Origin of the sequence: Paenibacillus cymbidii (assembly GCF_004764705.1) — a bacterium.
In the GTDB taxonomy this organism is placed as follows: domain Bacteria; phylum Bacillota; class Bacilli; order Paenibacillales; family NBRC-103111; genus Paenibacillus_AN; species Paenibacillus_AN cymbidii.
Genome location: NZ_SHLX01000029.1, coordinates 56,796 through 72,651 on the forward strand (window position 1 = coordinate 56,796; position 15,856 = coordinate 72,651).

General features: G+C 51.1%; 16 protein-coding genes. 10 read left to right on the top strand and 6 right to left on the bottom strand.

Annotation, left to right across the window (positions count from 1 at the left end; all coding sequences use genetic code 11):
* Positions 1-168 precede the first annotated feature (168 nt).
* Entirely contained in the window at positions 169-915 is a 747-nt protein-coding gene (gene hemQ, locus EXY20_RS29810; RefSeq protein ID WP_135556057.1) for a hydrogen peroxide-dependent heme synthase, read from the top strand.
* A 59-nt stretch (positions 916-974) separates the two neighbouring features.
* On the opposite strand, the gene EXY20_RS29815 is transcribed toward hemQ, so the two are convergent.
* A complete protein-coding gene (locus EXY20_RS29815; RefSeq protein ID WP_135556059.1) occupies positions 975-1,235 on the bottom strand; it encodes a hypothetical protein in 261 nt (86 codons plus the stop codon).
* 77 nt (positions 1,236-1,312) lie between these two features.
* The gene (locus tag EXY20_RS29820; protein ID WP_135556061.1) at positions 1,313-2,509 is read right to left on the bottom strand and encodes an NAD(P)/FAD-dependent oxidoreductase; all 1,197 of its coding nucleotides are present in this window, start codon (positions 2,507-2,509) and stop codon (positions 1,313-1,315) included.
* 440 nt (positions 2,510-2,949) lie between these two features.
* On the opposite strand from EXY20_RS29820, the gene EXY20_RS29825 reads away from it, so the two are divergent.
* From EXY20_RS29825 to EXY20_RS29840, 4 genes are all read left to right on the top strand, one after another.
* Positions 2,950-3,924, top strand: a complete 975-nt coding sequence (locus EXY20_RS29825) for an NAD(P)/FAD-dependent oxidoreductase (RefSeq protein WP_135556126.1) — start codon at positions 2,950-2,952, stop codon at positions 3,922-3,924.
* 241 nt (positions 3,925-4,165) lie between these two features.
* On the top strand, positions 4,166-4,612 hold the full coding sequence (locus EXY20_RS29830) for a PilZ domain-containing protein (RefSeq protein WP_167859627.1): 447 nt from the start codon (positions 4,166-4,168) through the stop codon (positions 4,610-4,612).
* A gap of 119 nt (positions 4,613-4,731) precedes the next feature.
* The gene (locus EXY20_RS29835) at positions 4,732-5,079 is read left to right on the top strand and encodes a hypothetical protein (RefSeq protein WP_135556065.1); all 348 of its coding nucleotides are present in this window, start codon (positions 4,732-4,734) and stop codon (positions 5,077-5,079) included.
* The gene (locus EXY20_RS29840) at positions 5,079-5,867 is read left to right on the top strand and encodes a GGDEF domain-containing protein (protein ID WP_135556067.1); all 789 of its coding nucleotides are present in this window, start codon (positions 5,079-5,081) and stop codon (positions 5,865-5,867) included. The genes EXY20_RS29835 and EXY20_RS29840 overlap by 1 nt, the downstream gene beginning before the upstream one ends.
* Positions 5,868-6,098: 231 nt before the next feature.
* Here EXY20_RS29840 and EXY20_RS29845 read toward each other — a convergent pair whose 3' ends face one another.
* The 4 genes from EXY20_RS29845 to EXY20_RS29860 form a co-directional block, all read right to left on the bottom strand.
* On the bottom strand, positions 6,099-7,019 hold the full coding sequence (locus tag EXY20_RS29845) for a D-alanine--D-alanine ligase (RefSeq protein WP_135556068.1): 921 nt from the start codon (positions 7,017-7,019) through the stop codon (positions 6,099-6,101).
* Positions 7,020-7,156: 137 nt separating this feature from the next.
* The gene (locus tag EXY20_RS29850; protein ID WP_135556071.1) at positions 7,157-8,623 is read right to left on the bottom strand and encodes a M81 family metallopeptidase; all 1,467 of its coding nucleotides are present in this window, start codon (positions 8,621-8,623) and stop codon (positions 7,157-7,159) included.
* Positions 8,624-8,637: 14 nt separating this feature from the next.
* A complete protein-coding gene (locus EXY20_RS29855; RefSeq protein WP_135556073.1) occupies positions 8,638-8,991 on the bottom strand; it encodes a MurR/RpiR family transcriptional regulator in 354 nt (117 codons plus the stop codon).
* Between the two features lie 131 nt (positions 8,992-9,122).
* A complete protein-coding gene (locus EXY20_RS29860) occupies positions 9,123-9,956 on the bottom strand; it encodes an AraC family transcriptional regulator (protein WP_235886261.1) in 834 nt (277 codons plus the stop codon).
* Positions 9,957-10,280: 324 nt separating this feature from the next.
* On the opposite strand from EXY20_RS29860, the gene EXY20_RS29865 reads away from it, so the two are divergent.
* The 5 genes from EXY20_RS29865 to EXY20_RS29885 are packed head-to-tail and all read left to right on the top strand — an operon-like array spanning position 10,281 to position 15,776.
* A complete protein-coding gene (locus tag EXY20_RS29865) occupies positions 10,281-11,435 on the top strand; it encodes a Gfo/Idh/MocA family protein (RefSeq protein WP_135556078.1) in 1,155 nt (384 codons plus the stop codon).
* A gap of 45 nt (positions 11,436-11,480) precedes the next feature.
* Entirely contained in the window at positions 11,481-12,554 is a 1,074-nt protein-coding gene (locus EXY20_RS29870; RefSeq protein ID WP_135556080.1) for a Gfo/Idh/MocA family protein, read from the top strand.
* Between the two features lie 27 nt (positions 12,555-12,581).
* A complete protein-coding gene (uxuA, locus tag EXY20_RS29875; protein WP_135556082.1) occupies positions 12,582-13,658 on the top strand; it encodes a mannonate dehydratase in 1,077 nt (358 codons plus the stop codon).
* Positions 13,655-14,503, top strand: a complete 849-nt coding sequence (locus EXY20_RS29880; protein ID WP_135556083.1) for an SDR family oxidoreductase — start codon at positions 13,655-13,657, stop codon at positions 14,501-14,503. Before uxuA ends, EXY20_RS29880 begins: the two co-directional genes overlap by 4 nt.
* A gap of 58 nt (positions 14,504-14,561) precedes the next feature.
* On the top strand, positions 14,562-15,776 hold the full coding sequence (locus EXY20_RS29885) for a M20 metallopeptidase family protein (RefSeq protein ID WP_135556085.1): 1,215 nt from the start codon (positions 14,562-14,564) through the stop codon (positions 15,774-15,776).
* Positions 15,777-15,856 lie beyond the last annotated feature (80 nt).

Here is a 15,856-nt window from a genome sequence, read left to right on the forward strand (position 1 = left end):
CGCTTTCCGCATTATTGTAACGCAGCGGCGGGAGCGAAGTAAAGCCGCGCGGGTTTGTCGATTGTGTGACGAAGCGGACGAGTGTTTGAAGTTGGTCCGCCATATCGCGTACAATGGGGGAAATACGGCCGCACGGCCTGAATTTGCTACAGACAAGGAGCGAATACGATGAGCGAAGCGGTACAAACGTTGGACGGCTGGTATGCGCTGCACGATTTCCGCCTTATCAATTGGTCGTCATGGAAATACGTAAGCGCCCAAGAGCGCCGGCAGGCGCAGGAGGAGCTGCAGAGCTTCCTGAACGACTGGCAAACGGTCGAAAACGACAAAAAAGGCAGCACGGCGGTTTACAGCGTCGTCGGGCAGAAAGCCGACTTCGGCTTCATGCACCTGCGCGAGACGCTGGAAGAGCTGAACGAGCTGGAGACGGCGTTCAACAAAAGCGCGTTCGCCCAGCACACCGTCCCGGCCTATTCGTATGTATCGGTTGTGGAGCTGAGCAGCTACATGGCCAAGCCGGGCGTCGACCCGATGAGCGACCCCGAATTGGTGGCGCGGCTCAAGCCGACCTTGCCGAAAGCGAACCATATGTGTTTCTACCCGATGAACAAGCGCCGCGAAGGCAACGACAACTGGTACATGCTCGGCATCGACGAGCGCCGCGCGATGATGCGCAGCCACGGCATGATCGGCCGCAGCTACGCCGGCAGAGTGAAGCAGATCATAACCGGCTCCGTCGGCTTCGACGACTGGGAATGGGGCGTTACGCTGTTCGCGGACGACGCGCTCAATTTCAAGAAGCTGGTGTACGAGATGCGTTTCGACGAAGTGAGCGCCCGCTACGGCGAGTTCGGCGAATTCTACGTCGGCAACTTGCTGACGCCGGCCAAATTCGAATCGCTGCTGCATGTGTAACGCTAATAAATACGGCTGCCCGGCGCACCAAAGTGCCGCAGGCAGCCGTTATTTTATTCCTACTCATCGTCTTCCGCGTCCGCTGCCAGAGCCGCCTTTTCGTTCAAATAGCGCTCCGTATCGCGGTCCCGCTGTCGTCCCTTTTCCTTCAACCGTTCGATTGCCGGCAAAATCAGGATGTCGATTTCCTTCTGTACCGTATAAACGAGATCGTAGCGGCTGTTCGCTTCGAGGAAATGGCCAACTTCGATCAACGCGTTATACCGGTCCAGCTCTTCGCGGGTCAACAGGCCGCGCACCTGTACGCTGCAATGACGCAACCGCTCCGCCCCCTTCGCTCTTACGGAAAAACGGCCCGCCGCAAACCACGACGGGGCCGTATTCATCTGCAAATTTTTTAGAAAAACTTGCCTTTCTTGATCACGAGCGGGATGCCGCCAATGATATACAGGTAACGCAGGTCAATCGCTTTCTTCATCAGGGACGCCGAGAAGCCTTTGATCTTCGAGCTGCCGACGACGCCGACGGCTTCGTTCTTGCCGAGCGAAGCAACGGTGCCTTTATTGCTGAACTTGAACGACTTGGGTGCGGTATTGCGGATCGAAGCGACAAGGTTGTGCGCGACAACGTCGCCCTGCTGCGTCGCAATTTGCGCCGTTGGCGGATAAGGACGTCCCTCGTCGTTCATGACGATCGAACAATCGCCGACCACATACACGTTATCGTACTCGTTCGTGCGCAAATATTGATCGACCTTCACGCGGCCTCTCGCCGTTTCGAACCCGGCTTCCTCCAGAATCCGGTTGCCGCGCACGCCGCCTGTCCAGATGACGGTCGACGATTTGATCACTTCGCCGTTCGCCAGCACGACGCCATCCTGCGTGCATTCCTTGATCGCCGTGGAAAATTTGAAAATGACGCCCTTGTTCGTAAGCGCGTTGATCGCGTATTCGACGAGATCGGTCGGGAAACCCGGCGGAAGCGCGGTTGGCGCCGCCTCGACGTTGTAAATTTTGACGAGCGACGGGTCGACGTCAAATTCCTTGCATAATTCGGGAACGCGATCGGCCAGCTCGCCGACGAACTCGATCCCGGTGAAGCCGGCACCGCCGACGACAAAGGTCAAGTAGTCCTTGCGGAACGGCTCGCGCTTGTATTTGGCGAATTGATATTCGATATGCTCGCGGATGAAGCGCACGCTGTTGATGCTGCGAATGTTCATCGCATAATCGAGCAAGCCCGGAATGCCGAACGTTTCCGGCTCGCCGCCGAGGCCGATGACCAAATAATCGTAGGACAGCGTGCTGTCGGCGAGAATAATTTTTTTCTCCTGCGGCTTGATTTGCAGTACCGTCGCTTTCACGAAATCGACTTTGAACTCGTCGATCAGCTTCGAGATGTCGACCCGCGCCTTCTCCGGGTTGTCCGTGCCCGCGGCAGGCATGTGCAGGTGAGTGGTGATATAGTGATAGTCGTGCTTATTGACAAGCGTAACGTCCGCTTCATTGTAATTAAGCTCTTTCTGCAGCCTTATGGCCGTGACAATTCCGCCGTATCCGGCTCCCAAAATGACGATTCTAGGTATTCGGCTCATCTCGTATCCCATCCCGTGGCTTATGTTTTTATACGATTAAACATTTGTGAAAAATTACACAATGGCCGGCGAAAAAATACAAGCAAGCCTAGTTTGCACGGGGAAGAGCGAAAATATATCCGGACCCGTCGACATCCATTGGGCAACGTTTCGACAAAGTTAATCAATCTTATGAAATGATATACCGTTTCCAGGCAAATAGCAAGCGTCAATTTGCCGGCTGAGGGCGCATAAATGCTGCCGAATTCGGGGAAACGAGCCGTTTTTCAGCTTAAATCATGGAATAAGCGGGAATGATGCAATTGTCGCTTTCTTTTCATAATATGTGAGCTATTTAAGGTTTCATTCCCGCTCCGTTACGTTTATAATGGAAACCAATGAAATGGATTCTCAATTAGAGGAGTGTTTGTTCCGTGTCCGTACAGGAAAGGCAAGACGGGATGGTCGATATTATCGTAATCGGCGGCGGCCCTGCGGGCATGTTCGCCGCATTCTACGGCGGCATGCGCCAGGCGAGCGTCAAACTGATCGAAAGCATGCCGCAGCTGGGCGGCCAGCTTGCCGCGCTGTATCCGGAGAAATACATATACGACGTGGCTGGCTTCCCGAAAGTTCGCGCGCAGGAGCTCGTCGACAATCTGCGACAGCAAATGTCGCTATTCCCGACGGACATCCGCCTGGAAGAGAAGGTCATGCAAGTGGAGAAACGAGCCGAGCGCCACTTCGTCGTCACCACCGACAAAGGCGTGCACGAAGGCCGTGCTGTCATCATTACCGCCGGCGTCGGCGCTTTCGAGCCGCGCCGTCTCGAGCTGCCGGAAGCGGCGCAATTCGAGAAGCGCAACCTGCACTACTTCGTCAGCGATTTGAACATGTTCGCCGGCAAACGCGTGCTCATCAGCGGCGGCGGCGATTCCGCGGTCGACTGGGCGCTTATGCTGGAGCCGATCGCCAAGGAAGTGACGCTCATCCACCGTCGCGACAAATTCCGCGCCCACGAGCACAGCGTCGACAACCTGATGAAATCGGCGGTCAAAGTCCGGACACCGAAAGAAATCACTTCTTTGCACGGCACGGGCGATATTTCGCAAGTGACGATTCAGGACTGCAAATCGGGCGAATCGGAAACGTTCGACATCGATGCGGTGATCGTCAACTTCGGTTTTATTTCCTCGCTCGGGCCGATTTCCGAATGGGGTCTCGAAATCGAGGGCGGTTCGATCATCGTCGATCCCCGCATGGAGACGAGCATTCCCGGCTTGTTCGCAGCCGGCGACATTACGACTTACCCGGGCAAACTGAAGCTGATCGCCGTCGGTTTCGGCGAAGCGCCAACCGCCGTCAACAACGCGAAAGTGTACATCGATCCCGACGCCAAGCTTTCACCGGGACACAGCAGCAACATGAAGTTTTGATTGCCGCCCTGATCGGCGTATGACAGCCAATGGCACGCTCTCCACAGGCACGAACAGGAGGCGCTGCCGTTGGCTGTTTCATTATGCCCCGCCGGCGCGACCGGATCTGCCGCCTGTACGTATGCCCGTCTTAAGGCACCGCTTTCATGCACTCGTTCACGCGCGGCGACAATCGTGATATAATACTCGCGTCCGATCTTTTATTGCCACTATATCCCATCCTGCTTATTGGGTGATGTCGTTGTCGACCAATTCCCGTTCGTACTTCCGGCTTACTTTCGAACAACCGCTATATGCCGAATGCAAAATCATCGGCGTCAGCGGCGCATCCGTCGAATCGCGCAAATCGCCGATCTGTGTGCTCGATCTTAGCGCCAACGGGCTGCGCTGCCTGTCGCGGCTCATGCTGCCGGCGGACAGCTCGATCCTGCTTGAGTTCCGATTCGTCCTGCTCGACAAGGAAATCAAGATACTCGGCACTATCGTCCGGCGCAAGCCGCTTAGAGATGGCTTGTTCGAATATGCAATCGTATTCTCCGCTTACGACCATGAGATGGACGCCCTGTCGGGATTGATTAATATAGTGGCGGCCAAGCTTCGCAAAACGAAGGTACTGTCAAGCTGCAGTTTCTGCACACCGGCACAGATGGAGGAAATTACAGGAAGCTCTGTCGGATTCTCCTCGTAATGCAAGTTGTCGAAATATTGTCACATTATTGTCATTTTGCAACAAGTTGCGGTTGTTTTTGCAACCTCAACACGATATGATGGGTATAAAGTCATAGATTATGTTGAGCGAGGTAGCGGATGGGAACGAACCAATTGTCTAAAAAAGCGGTCATCTCCTTGAAAATATCCGATTTCGAGCTGCCGCCGATGCAAGACATCCTGATAGTAGGTCGAAAGGCCCAGATTGGTCCGGAAGCCGCCAGGAGAATGGCTGACGCCTTGTCACCCGATCAGTATACGATCATTCCGACTGAACATCCGAAAGTGGAAGCCGTTCTGATCCGTACCTCTCTATTCGACATGCTTGACCGGAACGTTCTGCTCGATCTTGTGCTGCAAGAGGCGGATGGCATGTTCCACGACACGATGGTGCTTCGTTCCGAGTTGAAGGTTTCGTTTTCGGTTGAACGCGAGGTGATTTTTTGATGAAGATCAAGGACGTCATGTCGACTTCGGTACATCGGATCGCATCGGGACGCAGCATTCGTTTCGCTTCCTCGCGAATGGAGGAGCTGCGCGTCGGCTCGCTGCTGGTCGAGGATGAAGGCCACTTGATCGGCATCGTCACCTCGCGGGATATCCGCTCGTCGCACCCGAACCGGCTTGTCGCCGACGCCATGACCGCCAATCCGGTTACAGTTGAAACCGATTGCTTCGTATGGGATGCGCTTGAGACGATGGAGAGGCACGGCATCGAGAGGCTGGTCGTCACGACTGGCGACGAACAGGTGACCGGGATCGTAACGAGGGAAGTGCTGAAGTATACGCTGGCCGGGTTCAGGGACCCGCTTACCGGGTTGTACAAGGCGCCTTATGTCGAGTACGTAGCCGACGATTTGCTGCGGCGGCGCATTCCGTTTCAGCTGTTGTTCCTCGATTTGAACGACTTCGGCGAAATCAACAAGAAGTGGGGGCATCCCGCCGGCGACGATCTGCTCGTCGCCTTCGCCGACAATTTGCTCGCGGCCGGTTCGGCAAACGATTACATTGCCCGTTATGCCGGCGACGAGTTTATCGTGCTGACGCTTCGCGGCAAAGACGACGCGCGCAATTTGGCGTCCGCCATGTCGCAGACGCTTCATTTGCGCGAGCTTAGCACGGCCCCTTCGGTCGGCGTATTGTTAGCCGAGGAGACGCCGAACTTCTTTTTGCTGCCTTACCGCGAGTTGGTGCGCCGCGCCAGCCTCGAGTCCAGCTACCTGAAAAACGTATAAACGAATTCGGTTGATTATCGGCGGGTGGCCGTCATCATGTATTTCCCATTCTTCATTCCTACCCGCTTCCCCTGCCGCCCACTCCTTCGGATACGATATTGCGCAGTCGTAAACCTTCGGAAACTGGTCGAACCCGGCGCCTTCGTCAAATCCGCTTCCCCAAACATGCTTTATAACGTCCAAATAATAGGGATAATGCGATTAAATAGATATCCGAGAACTATTTTGCTCCTAAGAGTATTTAGGGAATTCCATTCTTCGTTCCAACGACAAAAGGATGATTTGATCTAGCAGTTCCGTCATTGAGATCCCTGCGGCACGTGCACTTTGTGGAAAAAGACTGGACTGCGTTAATCCTGGAAGGGTATTCACTTCTAATACAAAGGGATTTCCCTTTTGCAAAATCATATCGACCCTTGCATAAACACTGCATTTTAAACTTTTATATGCAGTTAATGCAGCTGATTTTACCCGCTCATATACTTCTGTTGGTAATTGCACCAAACGTTCATCTGCCCCATTAGGGCCATATTTGGATTGATAATCAAAAAAATCAGTTTTCGAATTTATTTCAATTATGGGCAGCATTTCTTCACCTAAAATTGAACACGTAATTTCCGTACCTTCAATAAATTGTTCAACGATTACTTCCTTATCCGTCTTCATAATTTCACAAATGGCATCTGTAAATTCTTGATAACTTACGGCTTTTTTAACCCCAATGCTTGAACCGCCAAAATTAGGTTTGACAAACAATGGTAACCCTAATTTTTCCAATTTATATTTTTCTATTGGTTCATCTTTATGTATAACAATCCAATCAGGAGTACACACTCCGTTGAAGCGAAGTAACATCTTTGATACTGCCTTATCCATACAAATGCTGCTCGACTGAAGGCCACAACCAGAATAGGGTATACCCATAGTTTCAAAATAACCTTGAATAGTTCCGTCCTCACCAAATTGACCATGTAAAGCTAATAGTGCAAAATCTATCTTGTCAGTATACCCGAAAAGTTCCTCTCCACTGGTAATTTCTATAGGAATTGTTTCGTATTTATCTTTATTTAGATATTTAATGATCTCATTTCCAGTTTTCAACGAGACCTCACGTTCTGACGAATTACCTCCCATAATTACTCCAACTTTCATTCAAAAACCACCACCTAGATGTTGTTAAGTTTTCAAGAAAATTGGTCCCGGTATTTTCCAGAAACCATTCCTTTGTTGCGATCGAGCGCGTATCGCCATGATCGCTCATAATCCCCCCTTTTACGCAAATCGATTGATCATCCAAGCGCATCGAACGGATACTTCGGCCTTTGTATGCGCTCGTAGACAAAAGCTTGAAAGTTCATGCTATTCAGGCCTGGCGAATCGACTGTAATGATCTCCTCGCAAACTGGCTCGAACGACGCGCGGAAATGATGGCTGGATTTAAGCGCGACCAGCTTATATTGCGTGATGTCGATGCCGTGAAGCAGAAAAATTTGTTCATCGAACACCTGACTTCGTACGGAGCAGACGATGACGTCAACCCCTTCAATCTGCAGTCTGACCGACAAACCCAAAGTGTTTTGGGTCCCTTTCCCCATCGGGGAAGATGTGACGAATTTGCCGTCGGATAAAGTCTTTACATAGGCGCTTGCGTGCAGCGGAGTACCGTGAAGCGTATCGGTTTTTGCCCCCAAATCAATCTCGATCATATTCCCGACGCCGGAACGATGGGCCGCTAGTGCTACTTCGGGGTCGTAAATGAACCCGAAGCACACTGCTTCTTCCGTTCTCGCTTCTACGAGCGCGCGCAGCAGGTGCGTCCCGTCTCCGGGGGCACCACCTCCCGGATTGTCCGCCGTCTCATTGATCACAACCGGTCGCGCCGGCGATTGCAGCGCCAAACGCACCCCTTCGGCCGGATCCGGGTACGGCTTGAAAAACTGTTCCTTGCGCTCCATGACTTCGTCCGCAACCTCGCGAGCAATCGTTGCGGCCAGCCGAGCGTCATCATTCGTAATGACGAGCACGGAAGCGCCGGCCGCTTCGATATCGGCATAAGGGAATCCGTGGTAAAACGTGCAATCAAGCACGTTCTTCCGCTGCTCGCAGCTCCAGCATCGTTCGTTGATTTCGTTAACAGGATGCAGATGCGTAGCGGACGTCGGAATCATCAACGGCAGCGTGACGAGATGCATGACCGGTTTAATGCTTCCGGACAGCGATCGTTTCAGCAAATCGATCGCTTCCAGCCCTCTTTCATACGAATCGATGTGCGGGTAATAATTATCGCCGAGGATAATATCAGCCGCGCCGACCATCTGCTCGGTCATATTGGCGTGGAGATCCAATATGACGACGATCGGAACGGCATCCCCAACCAGTTCACGAACGGATCGGATAATATCGCCTTCAACATCTTCAATCCCTTCGGCAACTCCGGCGCCGTGCAGAGACAAGCAGACGGCATCAAACAGATCGGCTTGTCGGATGCCGGCAAGCAGCAATTGCTTCATGCTGTCATATGCATCGCGGGCGATAATGCCGGACGGGCATGCAAAACCACCGAACGTGGGCACGATTGTAAAGCCCGCCTGAAGTGCCCCGTCAATCAATCCCCCCGTACCGGTGCGGTTGCCTCGATGCCGCTCCAGCAATTGCTCGCCGATGTCCCATTCATAAAGCTTGAACATGTCCTCTGTTGTCGGGCCGCCAGCAAACGTATTGGTTTCGTGAGCGATTTGACCAATGAGCACCTTCATATCCTCTGCCTCCCTTAAAAGTTTTTGGCCCTTCGCAAGGTATTGCTGTCGAGAGCGGCGAGCATTTCTGACAAGCTTGCGATAACTCGTTCGACGACATGTTGCGCAGAAGCCGATCCGTCGCTCCAAACGCCAGCCGATTCAATGAACGTATGCAGCGGATTGTGCTGCTGCTTCGGCATCAGAAGCAACTTGTGAATTTGTTCCCGCAACATGCCGTACCCCGAGCAGCCAAGTGCGAAGCAGAAACGAATGACCGTCGTTTCGCTCGCCCCTGTTAGCGCACCGATTTCTTTCGCGGTTTGTAGCGGTTCGTGATATGAAGCAAATTCTTCACAAATATCTACAAAATGAATTTCAGACTTCAAAACAAGTATATCCGCCCCCCTTGCGCTTGAGCAAGTATTTTGTGCAAGAGAAAGAAACGGTGTCGCATCATGAAGTGACAGCGTCCGTTTCTGCAATCAAACAGCAGGGGTGACTAACCCCTTGGTTCATTTTAATGAACCGCCCATTTTTTGCGATACTGATGTGGCGTTATGCCCATCTGAGATTTAAAGATTCGACAATAATAAGAAGTATTTACGAGACCAATCTCTTCTGCGATCAGTGAAACGGGTTTATCGCTTGTCGTAAGGAGTGTAATGGATTGATGAATTCTGCGGGTCGCCATGTACTCGGAGATACTGATCCCTGTTGCATCTTTAAATACATGCGATAGATGGTGCGGGGAAAGATGCAGCGATCGGGCCATTTCATCAAGTCGATACGGCATCATATAGTTAGCCTCAATCCAATTTAATATATTTTCCACTTGGTGGGTTTTTCGACGGATTGGATGAGCCGGTGCGAGTTCGATATGCCGCTCCCATATATCTTTCAGCGTCCGAATAAGGACAAGAAGAAACAATGAAATTTCCTCCATTTTCTCGGATTCCGACAGCTTGGGCATTTTCGCGTGCATACTTCGATAAACACTGTCCAGCGCATAACAATCATCGATATCGTACACACAGGGAGAGGCAAGTTTCCCCAAGTAAATAAACCTGAAAAAGCTATGAAGTGCCGGCCATTTCGTAAAATATGATTCAAACATGGTGGGTTCGAAAATGGCCAACGACCGTTCGAAGCTTTTCCCGCCCTCATATTCAAGCTGCAGATGATGAAGCTGGCAAGGTTGAAAAATACAAAACATGCCCGATCGGATGTCATACCTTGTATTATTAACAATCATCACCCCTTCCCCCTGATGAATGTACAGCAACTCCAAACCAAGATGGGAATGAAACGTTTCTTTATGCGTATGATTTATACTTCTGCGTCTATAAGCCAAATATAACGGTTCCTCCGAATAATTGCTCGTTGAAATGGGCAAATCCTCCACCCTCTTCGTTTCAATCTTTTCCTAAACCGAATATACCATTGCACAAACCCGCAATCCAGTATCATTTTCACCCTCATATGGAATCACAATAAGAACAATGCTTCGGCTATGATCGTTGTAGGAAACAGGCATGCGCTTCCGAAGCAAGATTTCTAGCTCGCAGGTTCTTGTTCCGGATGTATCGCGAATTATCCCGCCGGAATGACGAGAACCTCCGAAGCAAATTACGAGCACTTTAGCGGGGACCCTAAAAGCTCCAAGGAGGGCATATTCATGCTGAATGTAGCTATTATCGGCGCGGGAGCGATTGCTCCAAGACATGTGGAAGGTTATTTGCAGTTTCAGAAACGCTGCAAAATTGTCGCGCTTTGCGATCTCTATCCCGAGAAGGCGGAAGCGATGAGGGAGAAGTACGGATTGGACGCTAATGTTGTAAATGATTATCAAGAGCTGCTTCACGCAGGGATCGATCTTGTTTCCGTTTGTATGCCTCCATCCTTTCATGCGCCAGTTACGATTGATTTTTTGCATGCAGGAAGTCACGTCATCGTGGAGAAACCGATGGCCGCTTCCCTGCAGGAATGCGATGACATGATCGAAGCCGCTCAACAAAGCGGTAAAATCTTGTCCGTCGTTGCCCAGAATCGTTTCCGAGAGCCCATGATGAAGCTGAAGCACGTCCTGGATAGCGGTTTGGCAGGAAAAATCCTTCATGCCCAAGTCGATTCTTTCTGGTGGCGCGGGCACAGTTATTACGATCTTTGGTGGCGAGGCACCTGGGAAAAGGAAGGCGGCGGCTGCACGTTGAATCACGCGGTTCATCACATTGACGCCTTGCTCTGGATGCTGGGCAGTCCCAGTCAAGTTCAGGCTATCATGAACAATGTCGCTCATGATAATGCGGAGGTTGAAGATTTGTCCATTGCCCTGCTGCGCTATTCGAACGGAGTGCTTGGGCAAATTACAAGCTCTGTCGTTCACCACGGAGAAGAGCAGCAAATCATTTTTCAAGGTCAACAGGCGCGCATTTCGGCTCCATGGAAAATAAAAGCTTCTGCTTCGGCGCCAAACGGCTTTCCCTTGAGCAATCGAGAGATAGAGCAGCAGATTCAGCAGTATTACGACCAATTTCCAGATTTGCCGTATGAAGGCCATACCGCGCAGATCGATAATGTACTGGGCGCCATTGAAACAGGCGAGCCGGTTCTCATCGATGGCATCAGCGGCCGGAAAACACTGGAGCTCATTACGAGCATCTATAAGTCCGCCAGTACCGGTGAAACGGTCCAACTACCGATGTCAAAGGATGATCCGTTCTACACCGTCGAAGGCGTCAGAAAGAATGTCCCTCATTTTTACGAGAAGAGCAGCCATATCGAGAACTTTGCAGCACAGCACATAACGACAGGTCGATTTGACGCCAAATAGCTCCGACAACATATCAAATCTAACCTTTTGAAGAGGAATGGGAATATGTCAAACATGGACGGAATGAATTATGCGCCCAAAGGAAAGCCTGCTCCGGTCGTTACGCCCGGACAATTTGTAATTGCCGCCATTGCGCTTGATCACGGACACATCTACGGGATGGTAAACGGTTTGCTCGAAGCCGGAGCGACCGTTAAATGGGTTTATGACCGTAACCCTGCCAAGTCGGAAGCATTCACAAGAAGATACCCGCAAGTACAAATCGCTTCTTCAGAGGAGCAGGTTCTCTCTGATCCGGAGGTCCACTTGATCGCTGGTGCAGCCATTACTTCTGAACGGTGTGCTCTTGGCTTAAGGGTCATGGACGCTGGCAAAGATTATTTCACGGATAAGGCGCCCTTTACTACCCTGGAGCAGCTGCGAATGGCTCGCGCCAAAGTTCTTGAAACGGGTAAAAAATACATGGTCTATTATAGCGAGAGATTGCATGTAGAATCCGCTGTTTATGCCAGCCAGTTGATCCGGCAAGGCGCTGTAGGCCGAATTGTGCAAGTAACCGGCTTCGGTCCTCATCGCTTGAATGCCTCATCGAGGCCGGACTGGTTCTTTCAGAAAGATCGCTATGGCGGTATCCTGTGCGACATTGGCAGCCATCAAATCGAGCAGTTCCTCTTCTATGCCGGTTGTAAAAAGGCAGAGGTGCTGCACAGTAAAGTGGCGAACTATACTTGCCCCGACTATCCGGAGCTCGAAGACTTCGGTGACGCAACGCTGCTCGGAGACAATGGAGCGACACATTACTTTCGGGTAGATTGGCTAACACCTGATGGCCTCGCTACATGGGGGGACGGACGCACGATTATTTGGGGCACCGAGGGCTACATCGAACTTCGAAAATATATCGATATAGCTCGCGATCAGACCGGCAATCATGTATATCTGGTCAATAAAGAAGGCGAATATCATTTTCATGTTGACGGTCAAGTCGGTTATCCGTTCTTTGGCGAATTGATCCTGGACTGCTTGAATCGGACAGAGAACGCGATGACGCAAGAGCATGCGTTCATGGCGGCTGAATTGTGTCTGAGAGCTCAGGATATGGCTATAAAAGTGAATTGACGATGAATAGGTGAGGAATGTGATCGAATGAGAATGGTATTTCGCTGGTTCGGCGATGGAAACGATCCGGTTCAGCTTAAGCATATCAAGCAAATCCCCGGTGTGGAAGGAATCGTGTGGGCTCTCCACGATGTCCCTGTCGGCGAAGAATGGCCGATGGATAAGATTCTGGCCTATAAACGACAGGTGGAGCCATTCGGCCTCCATCTGGAAGTCGTCGAGAGCGTCAATGTACATGAAGACATCAAACTTGGGTTGCCCAACCGCGATCGCTATATTGAGAATTATAAAAAAACCATTGAGAAACTCGCCCTGGTCGGCGTAAAGACGATTTGCTACAACTTTATGCCGGTCTTTGACTGGATTCGGACAGATCTATTTAAAGAGCTAGAAGACGGATCCACCGCCCTCTTCTACGAGAAGAGCAAAGTAAGCAGCATGGACCCCGATGAGTTGGTTCGCCAAATTACGGCCAATCCCGACTTTACGATGCCCGGCTGGGAGCCGGAGCGGTTGAAGCGCCTTGCCCCACTATTTGAGGCTTATCGTAACGTAAAGGAGCATGATCTTCTCGACAATCTTCGCTACTTCCTGGAGGGAATCATCCCCACTGCCGAACGGAACGATATCAAGATGGCAATTCATCCAGATGATCCGCCATGGACCATATTCGGACTGCCTAGAATTGTAACGGGGCAGGACAGCATCCGCCGGATACTATCCTTCGTCGACAGTCCGTATAATGGGATCACCTTATGCTCAGGATCGCTCGGAGCAAACCCGAGCAATGATATTCTTGCGATGGTGCACGAGTTTGCGGATCGCATTCCATTCGCCCACATTCGCAATGTACGCGTTTACGGGAACGGCGATTTTATTGAGACGTCGCACCGGACTGCCGACGGGACAGTCGATATTTGCGAAGTCGTTCGTGCGTTTCATAATATTGGATTTACCGGGTACACTCGACCCGATCATGGCCGGCACATCTGGGATGAACGCTGTCGACCAGGCTACGGCCTCTATGATCGTGCGTTAGGGATTATGTATTTATGGGGTGTTTGGGATACTATAGAGCGCATGAAGCGAGGTGGACGGAAATGATTCCTTTACACGACAATCTAAAAGGTCGTACCGCCGTGATAACAGGCGGCAGCGGCGTGCTGTGCGCCGCTATGACGAAGGAACTGGGTCGTCAAGGCGTTAAGGTGGCAGTCCTGAATCGTACGCAGAATACAGGGGAACTAATTGCCCGGTCCATCCGGGAAGCTGGCGGAGAAGCGATTGCTGTAAGCTGCAATGTGCTGGATGCGGACAGCATGAGACACGCTGCTGCAGTTGTCTTGGAGGAGCTGGGCCCCTGCAATATATTGATCAATGGAGCAGGCGGCAATCATCCAGACGGGAGCACAACGCTTGAAACGTTCAAGCCTGAAGATCTTATGAACAGCGAAATCCGAACATTCTTTGACCTTACGGAAGCGGGCTTCGGGTATGTCTTTAACTTAAACTTCCTGGGCACGCTCATTCCCACTCAGATATTCGCCAAGCAGATGCTGGAGAAGCCGGGAGGCGTCATCATCAACGTGTCTTCCATGAGCGCGCCGTCGCCAATGACGAAGGTGCCTGCGTATAGCGCAGCGAAAGCGGCTATTGATAACTTTACCCAGTGGCTTGCCGTCCATATGGCCGACTCGGGAATTCGGGTGAATGCCATTGCCCCTGGCTTTTTCCTGACTACGCAGAATCGGAAGTTGTTAATTCATGAGGATGGTTCCTTCACGGATCGCTCTCATAAAATTATCACCCATACTCCGATGCGCCGGTTCGGCGAGCCGGCGGATTTGCTCGGAACGCTGGTCTGGCTTGCGGATGAAGCAACGTCAGGGTTTGTAACCGGGATTACGGTTCCGATCGATGGCGGGTTTATGGCTTATTCCGGTGTGTAACTTCACTCCCAATTTATTTCAAAGAAATGATATTGGGCGTAGTCAGGGGGACATTAATATGATTGAAGAAGAGACCGGAATACGAGAGTCGGTTAAAGGTGTAAATATGGATGTGATCACATGGAGACGCCATCTTCATGAAAATCCTGAGCTTTCCTTTCAGGAAACAAAAACTTCACAATATGTTTATGATATCCTCCAATCCTTTGGCAATCTGGAGCTATCCCGCCCTACACAAACGAGCGTCATGGCTCGATTAATCGGCGCTAAACCAGGTAGAGTGCTTGCGCTACGGGCAGATATGGACGCGCTTCCGATCCTGGAAGAAACGAACCTGCCATTTGCATCCAAAAACTTTGGTGTCATGCACGCATGCGGACATGACGCTCATACGGCCATATTATTAGGTGCGGCCAAAGTATTAACAAATTTGAAGAAGCAAATTCATGGTGAAATTCGCTTTCTGTTCCAACATGCCGAAGAGCTAATTCCTGGCGGGGCGCAAGAAATGGTCAGTGCGGGGGTGCTTGGTGGCGTTGATGCGGTTTTGGGTCTGCATGTTTCGTCGCAAGTGCCAACGGGACTTATCGGCATAAACGACGGCCCCATTCTTGCGTCAATGGATGCGTTTAAAATCGTCATTCAGGGCCAAGGCGGTCACGCTTCAACTCCGCACCAATGTAAGGATCCCGTTGCTGTAGCTGCTCAGCTTATTACCGGGATCAATCACATCGTTTCGCGTAAAATCGACTCTGCTGCGCGGGCAGTCATATCTGTCACGCAAATGCAAGGAAGCGACGCCCCCAATATCATTCCCGATAAAGCATCAATCGGGGGGACGGTCCGCACATTTGATCCCGATATTCGCGAACAAATTCCACAATGGATAGAACAATATGCAAAAGGACTTACTGAAGCGAACGAATGTTCCTATGAAATGGACTACTTAAGGGGACATAGCGCCGTTATTAACGATCATCAATTCACATCTTTCGTGAAAAAAAACATTAACCGAACATTTGGCGATGAGCGGCGCTACCTGCTGAAGCCGATCATGGGAAGCGAGGATTTTTCGGCTTTTTCAAACGTTGTGCCAGGCTGTTTTGTATTTTTGGGCGCCGGAAGCATCAACAACGAGGAAAATTACCCTCACCATCACCCGAAATTTATGATCAATGAACAAGCGTTGGAATCCGGTGTGGAATTATTCGTTACAACAGCTTTAGACTTTAGCCGCGCCAAAGATCCGGAGACCAACAATTCAGCTCGTTAAGGAGATTCCCTTGGATTCAGCTTGATAGAGGCGGATAGCCCGGGAAGGTCAAGTATTGCGGCACAAACAGGCTGCTTATC

Bases quoted from the DNA above. Each gene is read 5' to 3' on its own strand.
- hemQ (WP_135556057.1), top strand. From the start codon at position 169: ATGAGCGAAGCGGTACAAACGTTGGACGGCTGGTATGCGCTGCACGAT.
- EXY20_RS29820 (WP_135556061.1), bottom strand. From the start codon at position 2,509: ATGAGCCGAATACCTAGAATCGTCATTTTGGGAGCCGGATACGGCGGA.
- EXY20_RS29825 (WP_135556126.1), top strand. From the start codon at position 2,950: ATGGTCGATATTATCGTAATCGGCGGCGGCCCTGCGGGCATGTTCGCC.
- EXY20_RS29835 (WP_135556065.1), top strand. From the start codon at position 4,732: ATGGGAACGAACCAATTGTCTAAAAAAGCGGTCATCTCCTTGAAAATA.
- EXY20_RS29840 (WP_135556067.1), top strand. From the start codon at position 5,079: ATGAAGATCAAGGACGTCATGTCGACTTCGGTACATCGGATCGCATCG.
- EXY20_RS29845 (WP_135556068.1), bottom strand. From the start codon at position 7,019: ATGAAAGTTGGAGTAATTATGGGAGGTAATTCGTCAGAACGTGAGGTC.
- EXY20_RS29850 (WP_135556071.1), bottom strand. From the start codon at position 8,623: ATGAAGGTGCTCATTGGTCAAATCGCTCACGAAACCAATACGTTTGCT.
- EXY20_RS29865 (WP_135556078.1), top strand. From the start codon at position 10,281: ATGCTGAATGTAGCTATTATCGGCGCGGGAGCGATTGCTCCAAGACAT.
- EXY20_RS29870 (WP_135556080.1), top strand. From the start codon at position 11,481: ATGTCAAACATGGACGGAATGAATTATGCGCCCAAAGGAAAGCCTGCT.
- uxuA (WP_135556082.1), top strand. From the start codon at position 12,582: ATGAGAATGGTATTTCGCTGGTTCGGCGATGGAAACGATCCGGTTCAG.
- EXY20_RS29880 (WP_135556083.1), top strand. From the start codon at position 13,655: ATGATTCCTTTACACGACAATCTAAAAGGTCGTACCGCCGTGATAACA.
- EXY20_RS29885 (WP_135556085.1), top strand. From the start codon at position 14,562: ATGATTGAAGAAGAGACCGGAATACGAGAGTCGGTTAAAGGTGTAAAT.